Origin of the sequence: Methylovulum psychrotolerans (genome assembly GCF_002209385.1) — a bacterium.
Taxonomy (GTDB): domain Bacteria; phylum Pseudomonadota; class Gammaproteobacteria; order Methylococcales; family Methylomonadaceae; genus Methylovulum; species Methylovulum psychrotolerans.
Genome location: NZ_CP022129.1, coordinates 4,516,453 through 4,535,485 on the forward strand (window position 1 = coordinate 4,516,453; position 19,033 = coordinate 4,535,485).

A 19,033-nucleotide genomic window follows, 5' to 3' on the forward strand; every position below is an offset into this window, starting at 1 on the left:
AAAGAACAAACGCAACACCTATAGCGTAATAAACTATAGGCCAGCAGTGTTAAAGAAAGCGATTTTTGTTGTGGGGCGGATGGTAATAACAGCGGGTTTGGGATAAGCTTAGGGGCAAATGGGTTTATTGGGGTGCGGGGAGTGATGGATACAGAGAAATTTAGAGCAGAAGTAAAAGCACGGCTAAAGGGCAAGAGCCAAGAGCAACAAGTTGCGTTTGCGGTACGTTCGGCAATGCGGATGCTGCCATTGTTAGCGGTACAGGTGAAGCCACAGAAACCGAGTTTTTCGGTTAAAAAGCAGAGGGAGGCGTTTGGGTTTTGGCAAGAAGAAAATAAGCAAGCGTATTTAGCTTCACTCTTAAGGGCTTATGCTGCATGTATGTGGCGCGTTTCAGCGTCCAATATCTACGCCGCAGCCTTCGCCACCAATATCTACGCCGCAGCCAACGCCGCAGCCGCCTTCGCCACCAATACCAACGCCAACGCCATCATCGCCGCCGGCACTGCCTACGCCATCGCCAATGCCTACACCGCCGCCAATGCCATCAATGCCGCCGATGCCTCCGCCGAGACCGCCACCTACGTCTACGCCATCGCCAACACCAACACAACTATACTAAAAGAAATTCAAGCAGATTTAATTTTAATTGATCAATTGACAGCCAAAGAACTTTTACATACTCCACTATGGTCAATATCGCCCCCAAAAGACTGGATAAAATCACTTAATGACTTTAAAGACGATACCTTAAGCCTAAACGCAAGGTTTGAGGTTTGGCTAGACTGGTACGAAGATCGGCTACAAGGCAAGCCCATAGATGTCAGCTTACTGAAGCAATGGGTTAACATCCCCAAAGAAATCGAAAGCCAAGGCGTAGCCGCCATTAACGCCTACCTAAAAAATCTGGTAGCAAAAACCGCCACCCAACCCCTCAACCGCGTCCGCGCCATTTTTATCGGCTACGGCGAAGCGGGTAAAACCTCACTCATCCGCGCCCTGCATAACGAACCCGTAGTGGCAGGCAAAGAACCAATGACCGCAGGCATCGACATCCGCGACTGGCCTGTACCCGATACCGACATCAAAGCGCATTTCTGGGATTTCGGCGGGCAGGTCATGGCCCATGCCACGCACCAGTTTTTCTTACGTTCTTCTTGCCTGTATGTGCTGGTGCTGAATGCGCGTAGCGAGATTAACAGCAACGAACAGGCGGAATACTGGCTGCAACATGTCAAAAGCTTTGGCGGCAATGCCCCGGTAATGATAGTCGGCAACAAAGCTGACCTAGCCAGCGTTAATCTGAATATGGCCTATTTGCAGGGCAAGTATCCGAGCATTGTTGGCTTTTATCCGTTGTCCTGCACCCAAGCGCAAACGACTTATAAGAACAAGTTCGCCAGTTTTCAAGAAGACTTTTGCGAACAACTGCGCCAAGTCGGCACCCACCAAATGCTGTTCACTAAAGAACAGTTCGCGGTTTTGCAAGATCTACGCCCCTATCAAGCCCAATCGGCATTTTTAAAACAAGACGAATTTACCGCCCTGTGCCAACGCCACGGTATAGGTGAAGACGGTGTACAAAATCGGGCATGGCTGTTGGATATTTTGGATAAGTTGGGGGTGGTAATCCACTTTCCGCAGTTAGCCTATCTGGATGACTACATCCTGAACCCGCGTTGGCTAACACACGGGGTCTATACCTTAATGTACCATCGCCAAGCACGGTTGACAGATACAGAAGTGGTGGCGGTATTACACAATAAACCCATTGTTGATGAGCAAGGCAAAAAACTGGAATACCCTAAAGACAAATGCCGCACCATTATTATGGATGCCATGCAGGAGTTTAAACTTGCCTATCCTTTAAAACGCGGCACGTTGATAATCCCTGAGCTATTGCCTAGCGACCAGCCCAGCAACATCCCTTTTGCCAAAACAGGCGGCTTAGCGTTTGAGTTTGTATTTCGGGGCTTTTTACCGCGCCACGTCATGCCGGAGCTGATCGTTAGCCGCCATGAGGAAATTGTCGGCGAGAATGTCTGGCAATGTGGAGTGTTGCTGGCCAACAAAACCTATCAGGCACAAGCCCTAGCAAAAGTCGACTATCACGACCGGGTATTGTCAATCACCGTACAGGGCGCAGATGCCAAGGATTACCTTAGCCTATTAAACGCCGAGGTGGTGCGGATATTGAAGCGTTTAGACTTAGTCTATCATGAAATGATAGCCCTACCTTTAGCGGCTTGCCGAAGCAATAGGCTAGGCTTGCCGGAAGAAAAAGCCCCTTATAAACAGCTATGTGCTTCGGCCAATAAGGGCGAGCGGTCTTATACCTCACCATTGGGTTTCGACTATGATTTAGGGCAAGTCCTAGGCTGGATTTTACCCAAAGCGCAATACCAAGCCATCTCACATCATTACCATAACTCTACCGTTCACCAAGCAGAGGACATCCACATGAGCGATACCCGACAAATCCAGACTACAACCTATATAGAAGGCGCTATTAAAGACCAAGCCCAAGTCGCCGCTGGCAATATCAGCAACAAAAACCAAACCATCAACAACAGCACGATACACGGCCACGCCATAAACGCCAATACCATCAGTGGCAGCTTCAACACCACCACAGCCGACACCCAAACCACCACCCTATTGGCGCAATTATTAAAAGAAATTGAGGACTTAAACGCCAAAATCCCCGCCGACCAAGCCAAAGCCCTGACCCGCCCCACCGAGATTTTACGCGAGGCCAGCACCAGCTTGGATAAAGACGACCTGAGTTACGGCCTGAAAAAGATCAAAGACACGGTGATAACCCTAGGCGAAATCGCCAAGCCCGTGTTGGATATTGCGGTGCAGTTGCTGGCGTTGTAGTGCCGTAGGTCTGGCACGCTGTTTTGCCCGACAAAAGCCCATCGGCCACCCACGCCCCCACCCAACCATAGAGGCCTTAAGGCGGATATTTTGTAACAGGCGACAATGGAAAATGTCGGGCAAAACCGCCTGCCCGACCTACGCGAAAAACGCCAGTTTCCCCTACCGCCCACCCGCCTTAAGCCGCCGTAACACACTCGCCAACAAATCAATCTCTTCATAAGTATTATAAAACGCCAAAGAAGGCCGAACCGTGCTTTCCAAGCCAAAGCGGCGCAATATCGGTTGGGCGCAGTGGTGGCCTGAGCGTACCGCGATACCTTCTTTATTCAAAGCCGTACCGACTTCCACGGTGCTAAAGCCCGCCAACACAAACGACAACACGCTGGCCTTATCCGCCGCTGTGCCGACCAAGCGCAAACCGTGGATGTCTTGCAAGACATGGGTGGCGTAGGTCAGCAGCTCATGCTCATACTGCCCAATCGCCTCCAGCCCTAAAGCCTGCACATAATCTAACGCAGCGGCCAAACCGACGGCATCGGCGATATTGCCCGTCCCCGCTTCAAACCGGGCGGGGGCAGGGTGGTAGCGGGTCTGCTCAAAGGTCACATCTTCAATCATATTGCCGCCGCCTTGCCAAGGTTGGGTGGCGTTAAGCAGTTCGCGCTTGCCGTATAGCACCCCTATCCCGGTCGGGCCGAAGATTTTATGGCCGGAAAACACCAGCCAATCACAATCCAAAGCCTGGACATCCACCCGCAAATGCGCCACCGATTGCGCGGCATCTACTAACACCCGCGCCCCGTGGCGACGCGCCAGCGCGATCATTTCCCGCGCGGGCGTGACCGTACCCAAGGCGTTGGACACTTGCGTAAAGGCGACCAAACGGGTGCGCGGGTTCAGCAGCTTCTCGTATTCTTCCAGAATGATTTGCCCTTGGTCATCGACCGGGGCGACGCGCAACCGCGCCCCGGTGACTTGGCAAAGCTGTTGCCACGGCACGATATTGGCGTGATGCTCCAGCCAAGTGATGACAATCTCGTCATCTTTGCCTAGATGCTGCCGCCCCCATGATTGCGCCACCAAATTAATTGCCTCGGTCGCACCGCGCACGAAGACAACCTCCTCACTGGCGGCGGCGTTGATGAAGCGGGCGACGGTATTACGCGCCCCTTCGTAAGCATCGGTGGCGCGCGCCGCCAGCTCATGCGCGGCGCGGTGGATATTGGAGTTTTCATGCTGGTAAAAATAGCTGATCCGGTCAATCACGCTTTGCGGCTTTTGGGTGGTCGCGGCATTGTCCAACCACACCAAAGGCCGACCATTGACGCGCTCCTGCAAAATCGGAAAGTCGCGCCGTACCGCCCGCACATCAAACGCAGACGGGCTAGCCGCCGCCGCTGGCTGTAAGGCCTTGGCAAAGGCCGGAATTTCTTCCAAGAAATAAAAGCCCGGCGGCTCGGTGGCGGCGGGGGTCAGCTTAACCTGAGGCTGCGGAAAGCTGGCGAACAATTCCTGCACTTGCACCTGCACATTACTGGCGGTGAGCGCGTCGGCGGCGATGCGCCCGGCTTGGCCGGACAAATCGGCCAGCCGTGCCGCACAAGCGAACGCCCGCGGGTGGGCTTCCGCCTGCGGTGCTAACGCAGGTGGCACAAAACCCAACGCGCCGTTATCTGCCGCACCCGGCAAAGCGGCGAACAGTTGGTTAGCCAAGCGTTCGATTTGCGCAACCGACAGCCCGGTCTCGCCCTGGCTGAACGCGGCAAGCGTGGCATCGGGATTATTGGTAGTCATGGTATTTGCCCACGTCGACGTTCTCCAGCACCGCGAGTGCGTCGTCAGTCAGTACCGCTAAGGTGCAGTACAGGGAAATCAGATAAGAGGCGATGGCTTTATGGTTAATGCCCATAAAGCGCACCGACAAGCCCATGCTTTGCTCGCCGGTCAGATTCGGCTGGTACAAACCGACCACGCCTTGACGGCTTTCGCCCGTGCGCAGCAACAGGATATTGGTCTTGCCGTTAGTGATTCTGACCTTATCCGAAGGGATCAGCGGCACACCGCGCCAAGTGATGAACGGCGAACCGAACAGGGTAACGGTTGGCGGCGGTACGCCCCGGCGGGTACATTCGCGGCCAAACGCGGCAATCGCCAGCGGATGCGCCAAGAAAAAGGCCGGTTGTTTCCAGACTTTAGTTAACAATTCGTCCAGATCATCTGGGGTCGGCGCACCCGTGCGGGTCTGCACTTTACTGGCGGGGGCGACATTATGCAGCAAGCCGTATTCGCTGTTGTTAATCAACTCGCTTTCTTGGCGCTCTTTAATGGTTTCGATGGTCAAACGCAACTGCTCTTGGATTTGGTTATGCGGGCTGCTGTACAAATCCGAGACGCGGGTGTGGATATCGACAACGCTGTTAACCGCGCCCAAACGGTATTCGCGGCCCCATTCTTCGTAATCGACGTAGGTTTGCGGCAACACCCGTTCGTCAAGATTGGAGCAGTCCACCGCAATGCCTTGCTCGTTTTTGACTTTATTGACGCGGTAAATACCCGCCTCAACCGGCACCCATTGCAATAGATGCACCAGCCAGCGCGGCGTGATGGTAGACATCATCGGCACGGTTTTGGTGGCGTTGGCTAAAGTACGCGCGGCGACGTCGCTTAACGCGGTATGGGCTTCATGTATATCGGACATTAGGTTTCCTTGGTGGTGGTTGGAGTTTTATAGTGGCTTTTGGCCTGTTTGAGGTTTTTTCCCTTAACTTTCGCCTGTACGACGGGGAAGGCACAAGCTCCCTCCCCTGCCAAGGGGAGGGCTGGGGTGGGGTTTAACACGCAGAGGTGCAATGGAACGCCTACTTAATTTTATACATGTTCCTTATTGCAACTGGGCGCTTAGCCCATTAAGCGGCGGCTTATAAGTTTGCGGCTCATTATTGACCTGCGATTGGGTGACGGTGCTGCCGGGCGCGACGCTATGAGTCAGCCAGACATTACCGCCTATCGACGAGCCTTTGCCGATGGTGATACGCCCCAGCAAGGTTGCGCCCGCGTAAATCACCACATCATCTTCGACAATCGGGTGGCGGGCATTGCCTTTCAGCAAACTGCCGTCGGCGACTTTCGGGAAGCGTTTCGCCCCCAAGGTGACCGCCTGATACAAGCGGACATGCTCGCCAATCACCGCCGTTTCGCCAATCACCACCCCCGTGCCGTGGTCGATGAAAAAACGCGCCCCAATCACCGCGCCCGGATGGATGTCGATGCCCGTCAGAGAATGGGCGATTTGCGCGATCATCCGCGCCACCAACGAAGCCCCCAGCCGATGCAGGGCGTGGGCGATACGGTGGTAAATAATCGCGGTCAAGCCCGGATAACACACCAACACTTCATCCAAGCCCGTCGCCGCCGGATCACCTTCATAAGCGGCGACCAAATCGCTGTCGAGCAAAGCGCGGATGGCCGGCAACTGCGCGGCAAACTGGCGGGTAATCGCAGCGGCTTGATGGCCGCAATCAATGTCAAACAACGCTTGCTGCTCGGCGTGGAAACGGCATTCCCGACGCAATTGCTCATACAACGCCCGCAACGCCACATCTAAGCTATGGCCGACAAAATAATCGACCCCATCATCGCTCAGCTCGCCCGAACCGAGGCGGTTAGGAAACAACACCGCCGACAAGCCTTCCATAATGCTCTGCAAAGCCTTGCGCGAAGGCATTTTCGGCGGGCGGTCTTGGCGGTGGCGGTTCGCCAACGCCTGGTCACGCAACACCCTAAGTTCCGACACTATCGTCTCAATGCCCCAGTTTTTATCAATCGTTAGTGGGCTAGTCATGGCTTATCATCTCCTTTAGGTCGTCAAGCCGTTGAAAGTTTGGCCGGACGCGCCAGCCGTTACACGTTAACGGATCGCGCTTAGGCTTAGGCTTATGCTTGCCGCAGGCTAAAAAATCCGTCGTTGTAAAAACTATTGCACTTGCCGTACCATGTTTTTATCTGATTGAATTTTAATGGCTTTGTGGGGTGGTGATGGGGGATTATGCTGGCCTTTGAGCAAAGGCTGTTGGGGTGGTGTTGGTAGGCGGTCAGTGTTTGCCGTGCCGTTCGGTGAAGAATGTCGCGTAGGCCTTGCACGCGGTTTTGCCCGACATTTTCCAATATCGCCAGCGTCGAAATACCTACTTTAAAGCCTATCGCTGAGCAATAAAACCCACTAAGCCGAACGGATTGCTGTTGGGCAAAAAAGCGTGCAGAAACTACGTCTTCTTCCAAGCCATAGCTATCTGCACAATGCCTAAGGTAATAAATAAATCGTGGCAATACCTAAGAAATGAATTTCCTATGTTAAAATTAATCTCTGGATATGAAAACCGCCTGGAAACTGTTTGGCCTAAGCCATAGCCTTGGATCATTGCATTCCGGTGTTACCCATCCCTCATTAGGATTAACTTATGCTGACCCGCGCCTGTTTATTTATCTTAACCCTTGTCATTGCTGGTCTGCCCAGTGCTTATGCCAGCTTTCCAATGGCCGTAGGACCGGAAATCACCGCTTTGGCGATTGCACCCAGCAATTCGCGTATCCTTTATGTCGGCACCCGTTATGAAGGGATATTTAAAAGTACGGATCGGGGCAACTCTTGGCAATATCTGAATAAAAGTACCGAACTACAGGGAATAGGCATAATTGTTGTTGACCCGCTGCATCCGAATATCCTTTATACCAAGACATTTTTAGAACCTCTAGGCCTTTATAAATCTACGGATGCCGGGCGTTCATGGCAGCAGATTAACGGCTTTCTTAACGTTAATGCCGTTGCTATCAACCCTCAAACCCCCAATAACCTCATCGTCGCCAGTGTGGAGCGGGGCTTGTGTTTGAGCGAGGACGGCGGCAAGGAGTGGCGGCCTGTGTATTCCGGCACTGGGGTTTATAGTGTGGCTTATGATCCCCAAGACCCGCGCTGGGTTTTTGCAGGAACCAAGCGCGGTATACTGCAATCAATGGATGGCGGCTCCAGTTGGCGGGAGCTTAAAACGGGCTTGACCTATGAGGGCAAGCCTGTGCCTATGAGGGAGCTTACGGTTACGAAAAGGGCTAAACCGTTGTTATATGCCCATGGCTTGGGCTTGATGACTTCGGAAGATGGCGCCAACTGGCAAGAAATTGACGGCATTTGCGGCAATTATACCGTCGCCCCTTCCGCCCCCAATCGGGTCTATGTCAATTGCGATAGGTTTTCACGTTTTGACAGTGCCCGCAGTAGTGTTGACCGGAGCCGATTTTTAGTCAGCGACGATTACGGCGCATCATGGCGGCCAGCGGGTAAGGAGTTGCCGGATTCGTGGTTTGCCACGGCCATGGCGGTCGCCCCTGACAACCCACAAATAGTGTTTGCCGCTTGGCAAGGCGGTGGGGTATACCGCTCTACGAATGGCGGTAAAACGTGGCAGTCCGGTAGCCAAGGCTTGCTATACCCTAAAGCCGATGATAATTCGGGGTATTTGCAACAACCGCCCTTGCATAAGGCTGTTATGGACGGGAATTTACGGCGGGTAAAACACTTATTGCAACATCATGCCGATGTTAACGAAATATCCGACACTCAAATGACCCCATTACTGTGGGCAGCGGAACGGGGTACACCAGCCATCCTTAAGGCTTTGCTTGCGCACGGTGCGCGGCTGGTGGCATCAGGCGATTCCCAGCCGCTACATTATGCAGTACAGGCCAATAATATCGCTATGGTTAAATCCTTGCTTAAAGCAGGAGTAGATATTAATGCACAGGTTAAGAATTACTGGGATACACCATTGACACTGAGTTTTCGCATTCATAAACAGCGTAGCAGCCTATACGCAACCATTGACCCAGAAGACAATACGCAGTACCCTTCGGCAAACCCCTTTAACCCAATGACCAAGCTGCTGATCGAAAAGGGAGCGGATTTGCATAATGCCCGTGTAATGGTAAAGGCCATTGAGTATGGCGATTTGGCTTTGGTGGAAGCCCTGTACCGCAAAGGTGCGGTACTTGCTGAGCATGACGGCGACGGTAATGCCATTGATTTAGTGTCTAATGCGGCATCAAACTGTAAACCCGATATAGTCAAATATTTGCTTGATAAAGGTCTTGTCCCTAAGCGTGGGGCTAATGATAAACAAACCCACACACCATTAGGAAATTATTCTTGTAATGACAAGCTTGATAAAGATAGGTTAAAAGCATTGGATGCGACTATAAAATAAGTGGTTTTTTTAGTATGTTATTAGGGCCGCCCATTGCCCTACAACGTCCCCACCCAATCCCAGCATTTTTCCCACCGCCCAACCCCCTAACCCCCTTGCTTGGAACGAAAGCACCGTAACCCGCCCAGACAAAAGACATCGGCAAGGGGGTTGCTGAACTTCCATAAAAGGAAGAAAAAACATTGTTTCTGAACAGAATTTCCTTAACTTAATGGCAGTGACCCCAGCCCTCCCCTTGGCAGGGGAGGGAGCTTATGGCTTCCCCGTCATACAGGCGAAAATCAAGGGGAAAATGCCCCTCCCCCTGCCAAGGGGGAGGCTGGGAGGGGGTTGCCGTACTTTCGCCTGTTCAACAGATTTTATTTTATGCGCGTTCCTAACCCACCCGCCTTGGCAAAGCGAACCCTTATTTGTTATGAAATCCTTCCTCTTCTTGCTGTTTGGCTTTTAGTTAGTGTAAAAAGCCAAACAGCTTTTTTTTGTCCAGTATCTTCAGCCGCTTCGTCCTGACCTCGACAATGTCCAGTGCCTGGAAATGATGGAAAATCCGGCTCACCGTCTCATGGGCAATACCCAAATGGTTGCCGATCTCCTCCCGCGACATGCTCAACCTAAACTCCGTGTCCGAATAACCGCGCAATTTCAGGCGTTCGGAAATCTGCACAATAAACGCCGCCACCCGCGCCTCGGCGGAACGGCGGCTAAGCATGACCTTCTCCACTTGGGCATCGAACTGGCTGCAAGAGCGTTGCAGCAATACCTGATAAAACCCCGGCGTATTGGCCGACAAGGCGGCAATCTGCTGGGTCGGCAAATGGCAGAAATTGACCGTTTCCAACGCCACCGCCGTGCAGTTATGCGCCTGCAAAGACACCCCGTCAAAACCTAACAATTCGCCCGGCAAAATAAAATCGACAATCACCTCATTGCCGTTGCGGTCAAAACTCAACAACTTCGCACTCCCCGACCGCAACGCCACAATACCCCGGAAAGGGCTGCCCGCATGATAAATCGCCTCACCTTTTTGGCGGATATTATTCCGGTTGACCACCAGCTTTAAATCGCCGATGTCAGACCTTTTCAGGCCTTTGGGGATACACAAACGCTCAAGATTACAGTTTTCGCAAGTGATGGCCGACTTAGCCAGCAGAGTATTGGACATAGCGGATCTATCCTTAGACTAAAAAAGATGGCGGGTAAGGGCAGAGGCGCAGACAATACCCTATAAATAGAAGGGCAATGTAGCAAAAACGTAGCGGGGCGACAAGCAGTAAAGCCAGATGGGCGTTAGCGGCAAGCAATATCTTGGAGCGCGGGCATCTTGCCCGCGCTCCAAAGAAGAATCCGACCCTAAGGCAGAACCTCAACATGCAGCATCATGCCCATGTCCTCATGCTCAACCAAATGGCAATGGTAAGGGTAACGGCCCGTATAGTTGACACCGCAACACGGGCTGGCCGGAAAATACACCAACAGTTCGACCATTTCGTTGGCATAAATCCTCACCGTATCATGGCGGATATTGTTGTCATACCCCGCCGCCAAAGGCTGTTCGACAAACTGATAATCCACCGGATTACTGGCATCAACCGCCTGAAAGCTAAACCGCCTTAACACCACAAAACTCACCAAATGGATGTGGAAAGGGTGCATATCGGGCGTACCGGCCGCTGCGTCCGTCCCCGGTTGCCAGTTACCGATATTGGCGACATACCAACGCTCGTAAGTCCCCGCCGTGGGCGTAAAAGTCGGGGGATGCAAATCCGCGTAAGCCCTCTGGCCATTTCTGGCGATAGGCGTAGCGCCCGCCACCAAAAACGTCGAACGGGCGACCCGATAAGGCTGGTAGCCGCTGGCAGAACCTATGCCGTTTGTATCCAAAGGCACACTAAACGGTAACTTAAACGCGTTATCTGTATTGCCATCGGCGGCCAGCATTTCCCAGATTTGGGTATCTTGCCAATCCCCTCGCGTAAACTTATTAGCAGGCTCGCCCGGCTTAGGTGGCGCTACCGGATTGGTGTTGTTCATCAACAGCACCAAACGGTTTTCCGCCACCACCGCCCCACCCGCCGTTAACGCCTTTTGCCCCGGATCATCAAACACCGTGTCCTGCTGGGCATACGTCACCAACAAATCCTCAAGATCGGCCTTAAACGCCAGTCGATTAAGGGCTAATTGCGGATTAGCCGATGCACAAGCACAAGCGTCCGCGCCGATAGGCACGATACAGAACTGCATGACATTGGCTTGTTTAACCGCCAATAGCGTATTCAGCCAAACAGAGCCTTGGTCTAAAACGCCCTTAGGTAAGGTGAAGTTATTAGGCACACGATAAATGGACTGGTCTTCCGTTTGGAAAATCGCTTCCGGCCATTCGTTATTAAACACCGACTGCACCGCCAGATTAACCAAACGCAGCTTACTGACCTCATGCGCACAGATGCCCGTCAAATCCAACAACACATCCAAACGCTCACCCGGCGCCAACAGCAAATAATCTTTTTCGCCCAGCGTCCGGCTACTGGCATAAAGCCCCGTCTCGTTGCCGATCACCGTCAATAAATCGCTATACGCTATCTTATTGGCCCTACCGTTAGGCGTAGCCGTCCACGGAGTCGGATTGATTAACGCCAAAGCATAAGTACGCGCATTAGACCCGTTCAAGAGCCGCAAACGGTACACTTTTTGGGTCACGTTATGGCGCGGCCAAGCACGGCCATTAACAAACACCGTCTCACCCAAAAATTCAGGCCGCACCTTATTCAGCACTGGCGCGTCCGGTTTGCTGTAGTCAACCTGGGTCGGAATTCCCGCCCAATAATCCACACAACACACATCACCGTCCACCATCCTATCCTGTAGCACCAACGGTATTTCCACTATCTCGTCACTGGGGGCTTGGCCATTTTGCTTGGTATTGTACGCATTCATCAGCTGCGCCAACGCCTCATCAGAACCGTCAACAATAAAATACAGCCCCGCCAATCCCGCATAGACTTGCGGGGCGGTATTGTCCATACCGTGATCATGAAACCACAGCATCGCGGCGCGTTGGTTGTTAGGATAAAGCACCGTTTTTTCAACCGGAAACGCCTCGCCGCAGGCATCCTGAAAGGGATTGCCCGGATAACTTAGCGGCGCCAACGGCCAGCCGTCACTGGCTGCGGGAACTTGGCCGCCATGCAAATGGGTAACCACACCCACCGAAGGGTTCATCATCAACATCTCAGCATTGGCGTAAGCCATCGGCAACGGATTGATAGGCGGCATCGCCAAACCCGGCAAATCCGCCGCCCCGCCCATCGCCATGCCCGGCGGCATCATACCGCCCATGCCCCCGGTGTCTTGGCCTAATTCATTCACCCAAGTCACCGTCAAAGGCGTACCGCGCTTAACCTTGATAATCGGGCCGATAGGGGTCTCCAGCAAATTATCGTTATCCTCCGGTGTCGTACCCGCCAATTGCCAAGCCTCTTTGGCAATGACATAACGCCAAACATTGGGCATAGCCGGAGTATTAGCCGGGTTATCAGACAGCTTCGCCCGGCGGCTTTGTATCTTAACTGTCAACTCAGTCGGCTGGTCGATGACAGTGGTGATAAAGAATTTTGTAAGCGGCAAATCATTCTCAAACATATAGACCTCATTAAGTTCTTAACGGTTGTGTTTTCAAGACTACCTTTATGCTTATTCGGCAGAATCTCCAGCGGGCAACTTAACCTTATCGCCCAAAGACACCGCCCATAACGGCTTACTGCCAAATCACTATGGGGTTAACAAAGCGCTTAACGCCCTATTAAAATGCCGTTCCGCCAACAAAGCCGCCCGCCCCTCTCACCTTAAGCCGCCCTATTAACCTTAATAATATTGTGGATATTAGCACTAATTAAGCACATAGGAAAATATTTTTAAGCACTTGAGCAAGCGACTGCTAAAGTATCAGCGCCTATAGATGCTTAGCCACACTCAGCCACCACCCATAAACAGAGACTATCGGCTAAGTTAAGGCGCAAGTGGGTATTTTTTGGGCAACCTAATCATCAGACACCGGATTAAACCGCTTTCTGCCCGCCACTAACCCATAACCCCCAATACCCCTTATGATGATCGGCCATGCCCCATCGGGCTACCTGCTTGCGACATTTTTATACCGCATCCGCACCGCACGGGGCATAGCACGCCCGGCCTTTTTTGCCGCCGCCATTATCGGTGCCTTAGCCCCCGATTTGGACATGCTGTATTTCCACTTTGCCGACCACCGCCAGCACCACCACCACACCTACTGGCCGCATTTCCCTAGCGTCTGGTTAGCCCTGCTGGCCTTAACCGCCGCCTGGTCGGCCATCAGCACAACCAGCCGCCACGCTGCCCTAGCCTTCGTGTTCTGTCTGGGCGGATTCACTCACCTGCTGCTGGACAGCATCGTCGGCGACATCTGGTGGTTCGCCCCCCTAATTGACCGCCCTTTTAGCCTGTTTAGCGTCCCTGCCCGCTACCACCCTTGGTGGCTGAACTTCATCTTTCATTGGTCTTTCGCCCTGGAGTTGGCGTTATGGCTCTGGGCCTTACTGCTCTACCGCCGCAGGACACGTTAAAGCAGCCCGCCCAACCATCAAATCACTCACCTAACTTATAGAGGCCCCCATGAAAAAAAACCTCATCTACCTTACCCTGTTAGCGGCAACCTTAGCCCTTGGCTTTAACGCCCATGCGGCGGATAACTGTGGCTATAAAAGCGACGGCCATTACCATTGCGGCAGCGATTGTGGCTACAAAAGCGACAGCAAATACCATTGCGGCACGGATTGCGGCTACAAAAGCGATGGCCACTACCACTGCCTCGGCGAAACGGGCGAAAAACCCAAAGAACACACCCAACCCGCTACCAATAACCCCGCCCCCAACAACTGCGGCTACAAAAGCGACGGCAACTACCATTGCGGCGACAATTGCGGCTACAAAAGCGACAGCAAATACCATTGCGGCACGGATTGTGGCTACAAAAGCAACGGCGCTTATTATTGTCTCGGCGAAGAAGGGGGCTAATGGGAGGGAAAACCTTGCTGAGGTGGGGGGAAAGCCGGAGAATTACCGCCCGACCCATTGCACAACAGGCGGATCACCATGACTTGGCAAGCCCTCACAGAAGCAGAACTGCGGGATTATCTCAACGAAGCGGAAGTACGGATGAATCCTGAGCAACACCAATTTTGGGACATGATTAAAATCACACCCGAAAAATGGCAGCAAGAGCCCTACGGCAGCAGGGGCGGCGGTTTTTGGGCCGTTGCAGTCATCGGGCGGCAAGTCGTCTGGTTTAATGATATTGAAGAAGGTTTCAATGTGTCCGCTTACAAGTGCTACGGCATCATCGGAACCTACTGGTGCAACCAAGACCAACTGGAATGGACAATCCAAAGCCTGCTCAACCAAATGCACGGCTTAGCCATCGTCCGAAGAGGCGAAGGGCATGAACTAACATAGGCCAATTAGAACGCAGCCCTTCGGGTGTGGGCAGCTGCCCATACTGTAACTATTTTGTAACCGCCTTATCCGGCTAACAGGGCGGCAATCGCCGACTTGGCATTACACTGGGCGGTTATTTCCGTTAACTGCACATCCGTCAACCGATGCTTGACCGCCTCCGTGCCATTAAAAGCAAACACCTGATAATCCTTTTTGGCAAAGGTAACGGTTTGGCACTTTTTAAACGGCTGATTCTCAAAAGGCATTTTTACCACTGCCCCTGTTAATGCACATCCTTCCAAACTAGGCGCGTAAATCATAAACCCGCCCTTCATCGCCAATACCGCACGGTATTGCTTGGCGCTGGTCAAATATAAATAACCGACTTCAACATCTTTATCTTTTAATCTCATCTTATAGATTCCTTGGTTTATCCCGCCCTGCCCAACGCAATGCACTTTTTCCGTTGCCATTATACCCTGCGGACACGCTATACCGCGCTGGCCGCCAGCAGTTCCTGATAGCGGACAAACCGCTCGGCATCATCTGTTTGCCATAAGCGGCATCAACGGCTTTGCGGATAGTGGCGATAGACAGGCTAGCAGTCATAGGCGGATTACGGAAAGTCAGCAAAACGGCTATTAACGCATAATTAGGCCTACCCACTCAACTACCCAAGGCGGCATTTTATGCCCGTAACCTCTAACTCAAGCTATCCCAAAAAAGGGCAACACCCGATATAATGACTACTAAACCTTGCAATGGACAACCTATAGGTTTATTTAGCATTTTTGGGTTGGCTTTATAGGGTTTTTGGGTCTTCTTGCTAAAAATGTACGGCAACACATTAATTATCCGTCATCCCCTCAGGGACGTAAAAGAATTGCCGGAGGCCGCGTAAGTGCAGCCAGTTCACTGGAATGTGAACCGTTACACTTACGCAAAAATAGGGATATGCGGCTACTGCCCCCAACAGCCAGCTTCACCGCCATTTGCCCCATAACCTTGCTTTTTTGCCACCAACCCGGAACCGCCCCATGAAAAGACTCGCCCTAATCTTAGCAGCCTTAGCCGCCAGTGTCGCCCACGCCCAAGAAACGTACACCATAACCAATCTGAGCGAGGCGTTTTATGCAAAAATCACCCTTGAACAGCCCAGCGAAGTGTTCAGCAAAGGCAACATCACCATTATCGACACCAAAACCGATAAGGCACTGATTAAAATCGAATCCGACGACTTGGCCTTATCCCTGCATGACGGCAAAGCCTTGGCCAATATCAAAGAACTGCCCTACGGCGAACAAAGCGTGGTCATGTATGAGGATTTTAATTTTGACGGCAATAAAGACCTGGCGATAGAAGACGGGCAAAATAGCTGTTACCACGGGCCATCGTTTCAGATTTATCTGGCCGATAAGGGCCGCTTTACCCTTAGCCCCGCCTTCACCCGTTTAGCCCAAGAATACTGCGGCATGTTTGACGTTGATGCCGAGAATAAACAACTCCACACCATGACCAAAAGCGGCTGCTGCTGGCATCAGTATTCCATCTTCACCGTTAAGGACAACCAGCCCCAAGCAATCAGCATCGTAGAAGATGACGCGTCCACCCCGCCTTTTTTCATCAGCACCGAGGCGAAATGGGACGGCAAGAAGATGGTCAAAACCACAACCAAATCCTTTGATGCCCTCGACAACCCCGATGCCATAGTCTTCTCGTTTCAGGTCGCCAAAAATGCCAAACAAGTCGTGCTGCTTAACAACGGCAACGACAAGCTGATCTATGCCTTACTGACCAAAGACGGCACGGTTGAATTTAGCTACCCCGCAAACCCCGACGACCCAAAGGCCCAATTTACCTTAAACAACAGCCCCCGGCGCACCTTAACGTTCGGCAACAAAACAGCCACTTATAGCCTGTATGAAGACCCGGCCAATCATAGCGTCGGGATAACCATCCAAGTCGACGGGAAAACGTACGACTGGCAAGGCGCAGACAATACCCAACACGGCAGCTTGGATTTCTCCCAAACGGCCTATGGTAACGTAACAGGCGGCTAAACCCGCATAGCCCCCAGCAACCCAATCTCTACCCTCTAAATACCATGAACAACGACCAGCTCATCAAAACCACCCATCGGGTTGCCGTGTACGCCACCTTCGCCTTACTCTACTGGGTGTTTATTTTCCTCATCATCACGGTTTTTGACCTGAAAATATTTCGGGAAAAGATGACCGAAATGTTTTTCTTCAGCCTGTTGGGGCTTTTCGCCATTTTAGGCAGCGCCATCATTTTGAATGTGATGTCCAACCTGTCGAAAATCTCGGCAACCTTGGCCGCTACCCAACCACCTGAAACCGCCCCCGTGCGGACAGCCCAATGGCAACGGTGGCTGGTGCTGCTCTCCTTTCCGCTGATTGTCGCCGGACTGTTCGCCGGGGACGGGCTGTCTAAGCAACGGAAAAAAGCCCTCTTGATCGCCTCGGCGGAAAAACTGGTCGCAGAAAACCAACCCGCGCTGGCCTTACTGGCGGACTACACGTTTTCCCCAGACTATTTACAAAAATCCGAGCACACCTTGGACATTCTCACCAAAATAGATAAAAACTTCCCCGATGTCATCGTTATTGTCCCTGACAGTATCGGCGACAAAAAGCTCTTCTTGGGATTTGGAGAGCAGCGCTACTATCGCGATGATAATGACAAAAACAAAGCAGAAAAGTCCGCCTACATCTATCCCACGTCTCTGGAAGAACGCGCCTACCTCAACCAAGTGTTCTCCGGCGGCGGCACCGCCTACCGCTTCCACGCCGAGAAAGGCAATTACCAACTCTATTTCCCAGTCACTTTTGGCGACAAAAAACTGGTCTTGTATTTTTCAGACTTTCAGCGGTACGGTAAATACGGCTCTTAGGAACATAGCTTAGGCAAACGCTAAAGGACGATTTTTGGAGCGCGGGCATCTTGCCCGCAAAAGCGGGCAAGATGCCCGCACCCCTAAGCCAATACCCTAAACTTTACAAAATCAGAGCGGCTGCAACCGTAACAAGAAAACGGGTTGCTTAAATTGTGGGTACGGATAACTGTATATGGCAGGGCCTAATGCGGAATTGACATACTGCACATTGAATGCCGCGACCGTATCTTGCCCCGCCCTAGGGTAACTATACAGTGCCGGCCCATACGCCAAACTCACATAAGTGACGGTAGGGTTTACTGTTGCCCGCTCTACGCTTGCCGCCCCCCGATAACTGTGGATAGCCGGCCCGTAAGCCAAGCTCGTCTGCGTAACGCCCATCTGCCCGGACAAACCGCTGGCGTCAACCACGCCTTTTTCCGCGCCATTAACCATCCCCGCGCTTAAGGCGATAACCGCCGCCGCGATGACCTTTATTATGGCGTTTAATTTTTTGCTGTTCATGACCATTCTCCTTAATAATTTCTTATTCATAAACTCACTGTTTACAATTATGAGATTATAAAACGCGTCAATGGTTCTATTTTTATTTTGGACAGACCGAAATTAACGGTTTAAACCACCGCACACCGACAGCAAGGCCAAAGTACCTTTGCTCGGCGCGGCAAGCACGGAACGCTTCGCCATCCGTGCGCGTATACCGTGAGCTTTACCATTTATTATTCTATTAAACTTTTATAAGCACCAGTATTTTCACGGGTTACAGCAACGTTTTTTGTGCTTTAGTTATATAATACCAATACTTTATGATAATTGAGTTTGTCTGATACAGAATGATTGTGCTATCATTTTAGTATTATATAGGCGACAAACGAACAACACACACAATCACTTGGACTAATTAGGTTATTAAACTATGTCAAAACTATCCCTGCTCCGCTCCTTAATCTCTACTGCTGTGCTAGCGCTGACTTTTGCCGCTACGCCAGCGAAAGCCGCGTTTATTACTGTCAATAGTGTTCAATATGACGTGGTAACGGTTACCGATTCCTATAGCAACATCTTTGCGCAGATTCAATCGACCCCGTGGTGGGGAACTGGCGCGGTCAACACCATTGCCTTTGTCAACGCTTTGGGTTCGACCTTTGGCTTTCCTAATCTTGGCGGGGGAGGCACGCACCGGACCCCATACTTTGCCTATCAGCTCCAGTCCGTTTTTCCTGATACGCTATTCATAACCCAAGGCATCGGCCTCAGCGGTGTTGTCCAGGCTCCCAGCAGCGTTGTGACATACGCGGTTCTCAACTCGAGTCCGATTCCCGAACCCGCAACCCTCGGCCTAGTGGCTTTGGGTTTGATTTCGGCAGTCGGCGCACGACGCAAAGCGGCCTGATGCCCCGGCACGGATAGGACGGCCACAGCGCAGCCCCATCCGTGCTAGCACTGTAAAATTCGGTGTGCATATTTCTTAACATGGGCGCGAAGCAGCCGCCATTGCGGCCAGCCAACA

16 protein-coding genes are annotated in these 19,033 nt (G+C 52.1%); 8 read left to right on the forward strand and 8 right to left on the reverse strand.

What is annotated here, in order from left to right; translation table 11 throughout:
* The first annotated feature begins 144 nt into the window (after positions 1 to 144).
* Positions 145 to 2,880: a COR domain-containing protein gene (locus CEK71_RS20365; protein ID WP_157679487.1), complete on the forward strand. Its 2,736-nt coding sequence runs from the start codon at positions 145 to 147 to the stop codon at positions 2,878 to 2,880.
* Positions 2,881 to 3,042: 162 nt separating this feature from the next.
* Here the strand turns inward: CEK71_RS20365 and CEK71_RS20370 are convergent, their stop codons facing one another.
* The 3 genes from CEK71_RS20370 to epsC all read right to left on the reverse strand — a co-directional run bounded on the left by CEK71_RS20370 (position 3,043) and on the right by epsC (position 6,724).
* Entirely contained in the window at positions 3,043 to 4,677 is a 1,635-nt protein-coding gene (locus tag CEK71_RS20370) for a family 2A encapsulin nanocompartment cargo protein cysteine desulfurase (RefSeq protein ID WP_088621095.1), read from the reverse strand.
* The gene (locus CEK71_RS20375; RefSeq protein ID WP_088621096.1) at positions 4,664 to 5,581 is read right to left on the reverse strand and encodes a family 2A encapsulin nanocompartment shell protein; all 918 of its coding nucleotides are present in this window, start codon (positions 5,579 to 5,581) and stop codon (positions 4,664 to 4,666) included. Before CEK71_RS20375 ends, CEK71_RS20370 begins: the two co-directional genes overlap by 14 nt.
* A 183-nt stretch (positions 5,582 to 5,764) precedes the next feature.
* On the reverse strand, positions 5,765 to 6,724 hold the full coding sequence (gene epsC / locus CEK71_RS20380; RefSeq protein ID WP_088621097.1) for a serine O-acetyltransferase EpsC: 960 nt from the start codon (positions 6,722 to 6,724) through the stop codon (positions 5,765 to 5,767).
* 616 nt (positions 6,725 to 7,340) lie between these two features.
* Between epsC and CEK71_RS20385 the strand changes: the two genes are divergently transcribed.
* Positions 7,341 to 9,137, forward strand: coding sequence for an ankyrin repeat domain-containing protein (locus CEK71_RS20385; protein ID WP_088621098.1), 1,797 nt, complete (start codon positions 7,341 to 7,343; stop codon positions 9,135 to 9,137).
* Positions 9,138 to 9,588: 451 nt separating this feature from the next.
* Here the strand turns inward: CEK71_RS20385 and CEK71_RS20395 are convergent, their stop codons facing one another.
* Together CEK71_RS20395 and CEK71_RS20400 are read right to left on the reverse strand one after the other, a co-directional pair.
* A complete protein-coding gene (locus CEK71_RS20395; RefSeq protein ID WP_088621100.1) occupies positions 9,589 to 10,299 on the reverse strand; it encodes a helix-turn-helix domain-containing protein in 711 nt (236 codons plus the stop codon).
* 188 nt (positions 10,300 to 10,487) lie between these two features.
* On the reverse strand, positions 10,488 to 12,776 hold the full coding sequence (locus CEK71_RS20400; protein ID WP_088621101.1) for a multicopper oxidase family protein: 2,289 nt from the start codon (positions 12,774 to 12,776) through the stop codon (positions 10,488 to 10,490).
* Positions 12,777 to 13,240: 464 nt separating this feature from the next.
* Between CEK71_RS20400 and CEK71_RS20405 the strand changes: the two genes are divergently transcribed.
* The 3 genes from CEK71_RS20405 (at position 13,241) to CEK71_RS20415 (ending at position 14,624) form a co-directional block, all read left to right on the forward strand.
* Complete coding sequence (locus CEK71_RS20405; RefSeq protein ID WP_088621102.1) at positions 13,241 to 13,735, forward strand: metal-dependent hydrolase; 495 nt, start codon at positions 13,241 to 13,243, stop codon at positions 13,733 to 13,735.
* Between the two features lie 49 nt (positions 13,736 to 13,784).
* Positions 13,785 to 14,186: a hypothetical protein gene (locus CEK71_RS20410; RefSeq protein ID WP_088621103.1), complete on the forward strand. Its 402-nt coding sequence runs from the start codon at positions 13,785 to 13,787 to the stop codon at positions 14,184 to 14,186.
* Positions 14,187 to 14,264: 78 nt separating this feature from the next.
* A complete protein-coding gene (locus tag CEK71_RS20415) occupies positions 14,265 to 14,624 on the forward strand; it encodes a hypothetical protein (protein ID WP_088621104.1) in 360 nt (119 codons plus the stop codon).
* 65 nt (positions 14,625 to 14,689) lie between these two features.
* Here the strand turns inward: CEK71_RS20415 and CEK71_RS20420 are convergent, their stop codons facing one another.
* A complete protein-coding gene (locus CEK71_RS20420) occupies positions 14,690 to 15,019 on the reverse strand; it encodes a hypothetical protein (RefSeq protein ID WP_088621105.1) in 330 nt (109 codons plus the stop codon).
* 1 nt (position 15,020) lies between these two features.
* Positions 15,021 to 15,272: a hypothetical protein gene (locus CEK71_RS22900; RefSeq protein ID WP_198328359.1), complete on the reverse strand. Its 252-nt coding sequence runs from the start codon at positions 15,270 to 15,272 to the stop codon at positions 15,021 to 15,023.
* A 371-nt stretch (positions 15,273 to 15,643) separates the two neighbouring features.
* Here CEK71_RS22900 and CEK71_RS20425 point away from each other — a divergent pair, with 371 nt between their 5' ends.
* Positions 15,644 to 16,666 carry an XAC2610-related protein gene (locus tag CEK71_RS20425; RefSeq protein ID WP_088621106.1) on the forward strand — a complete coding sequence of 341 codons (1,023 nt, stop codon included), beginning with the start codon at positions 15,644 to 15,646 and terminating at the stop codon, positions 16,664 to 16,666.
* A 44-nt stretch (positions 16,667 to 16,710) separates the two neighbouring features.
* Entirely contained in the window at positions 16,711 to 17,520 is an 810-nt protein-coding gene (locus tag CEK71_RS20430; RefSeq protein ID WP_088621107.1) for a hypothetical protein, read from the forward strand.
* A gap of 111 nt (positions 17,521 to 17,631) precedes the next feature.
* Here the strand turns inward: CEK71_RS20430 and CEK71_RS20435 are convergent, their stop codons facing one another.
* Positions 17,632 to 18,027 (reverse strand): hypothetical protein, encoded by a 396-nt coding sequence (locus CEK71_RS20435; protein WP_088621108.1) that lies wholly within the window; start codon positions 18,025 to 18,027, stop codon positions 17,632 to 17,634.
* Between the two features lie 412 nt (positions 18,028 to 18,439).
* On the opposite strand from CEK71_RS20435, the gene CEK71_RS20440 reads away from it, so the two are divergent.
* The gene (locus CEK71_RS20440; RefSeq protein WP_088621109.1) at positions 18,440 to 18,916 is read left to right on the forward strand and encodes a PEP-CTERM sorting domain-containing protein; all 477 of its coding nucleotides are present in this window, start codon (positions 18,440 to 18,442) and stop codon (positions 18,914 to 18,916) included.
* The last annotated feature ends 117 nt before the right edge of the window (positions 18,917 to 19,033 follow it).

Excerpts from the sequence above, each read along its gene's own strand:
- CEK71_RS20410 (WP_088621103.1), top strand. The coding sequence starts at position 13,785 with ATGAAAAAAAACCTCATCTACCTTACCCTGTTAGCGGCAACCTTAGCC.
- CEK71_RS20395 (WP_088621100.1), bottom strand. The coding sequence starts at position 10,299 with ATGTCCAATACTCTGCTGGCTAAGTCGGCCATCACTTGCGAAAACTGT.
- CEK71_RS20415 (WP_088621104.1), top strand. The coding sequence starts at position 14,265 with ATGACTTGGCAAGCCCTCACAGAAGCAGAACTGCGGGATTATCTCAAC.
- CEK71_RS20385 (WP_088621098.1), top strand. The coding sequence starts at position 7,341 with ATGCTGACCCGCGCCTGTTTATTTATCTTAACCCTTGTCATTGCTGGT.
- CEK71_RS20400 (WP_088621101.1), bottom strand. The coding sequence starts at position 12,776 with ATGTTTGAGAATGATTTGCCGCTTACAAAATTCTTTATCACCACTGTC.
- CEK71_RS20375 (WP_088621096.1), bottom strand. The coding sequence starts at position 5,581 with ATGTCCGATATACATGAAGCCCATACCGCGTTAAGCGACGTCGCCGCG.
- CEK71_RS20420 (WP_088621105.1), bottom strand. The coding sequence starts at position 15,019 with ATGAGATTAAAAGATAAAGATGTTGAAGTCGGTTATTTATATTTGACC.
- epsC (WP_088621097.1), bottom strand. The coding sequence starts at position 6,724 with ATGACTAGCCCACTAACGATTGATAAAAACTGGGGCATTGAGACGATA.
- CEK71_RS20440 (WP_088621109.1), top strand. The coding sequence starts at position 18,440 with ATGTCAAAACTATCCCTGCTCCGCTCCTTAATCTCTACTGCTGTGCTA.
- CEK71_RS20435 (WP_088621108.1), bottom strand. The coding sequence starts at position 18,027 with ATGAACAGCAAAAAATTAAACGCCATAATAAAGGTCATCGCGGCGGCG.
- CEK71_RS20425 (WP_088621106.1), top strand. The coding sequence starts at position 15,644 with ATGAAAAGACTCGCCCTAATCTTAGCAGCCTTAGCCGCCAGTGTCGCC.
- CEK71_RS20365 (WP_157679487.1), top strand. The coding sequence starts at position 145 with ATGGATACAGAGAAATTTAGAGCAGAAGTAAAAGCACGGCTAAAGGGC.
- CEK71_RS20430 (WP_088621107.1), top strand. The coding sequence starts at position 16,711 with ATGAACAACGACCAGCTCATCAAAACCACCCATCGGGTTGCCGTGTAC.
- CEK71_RS20370 (WP_088621095.1), bottom strand. The coding sequence starts at position 4,677 with ATGACTACCAATAATCCCGATGCCACGCTTGCCGCGTTCAGCCAGGGC.
- CEK71_RS20405 (WP_088621102.1), top strand. The coding sequence starts at position 13,241 with ATGATGATCGGCCATGCCCCATCGGGCTACCTGCTTGCGACATTTTTA.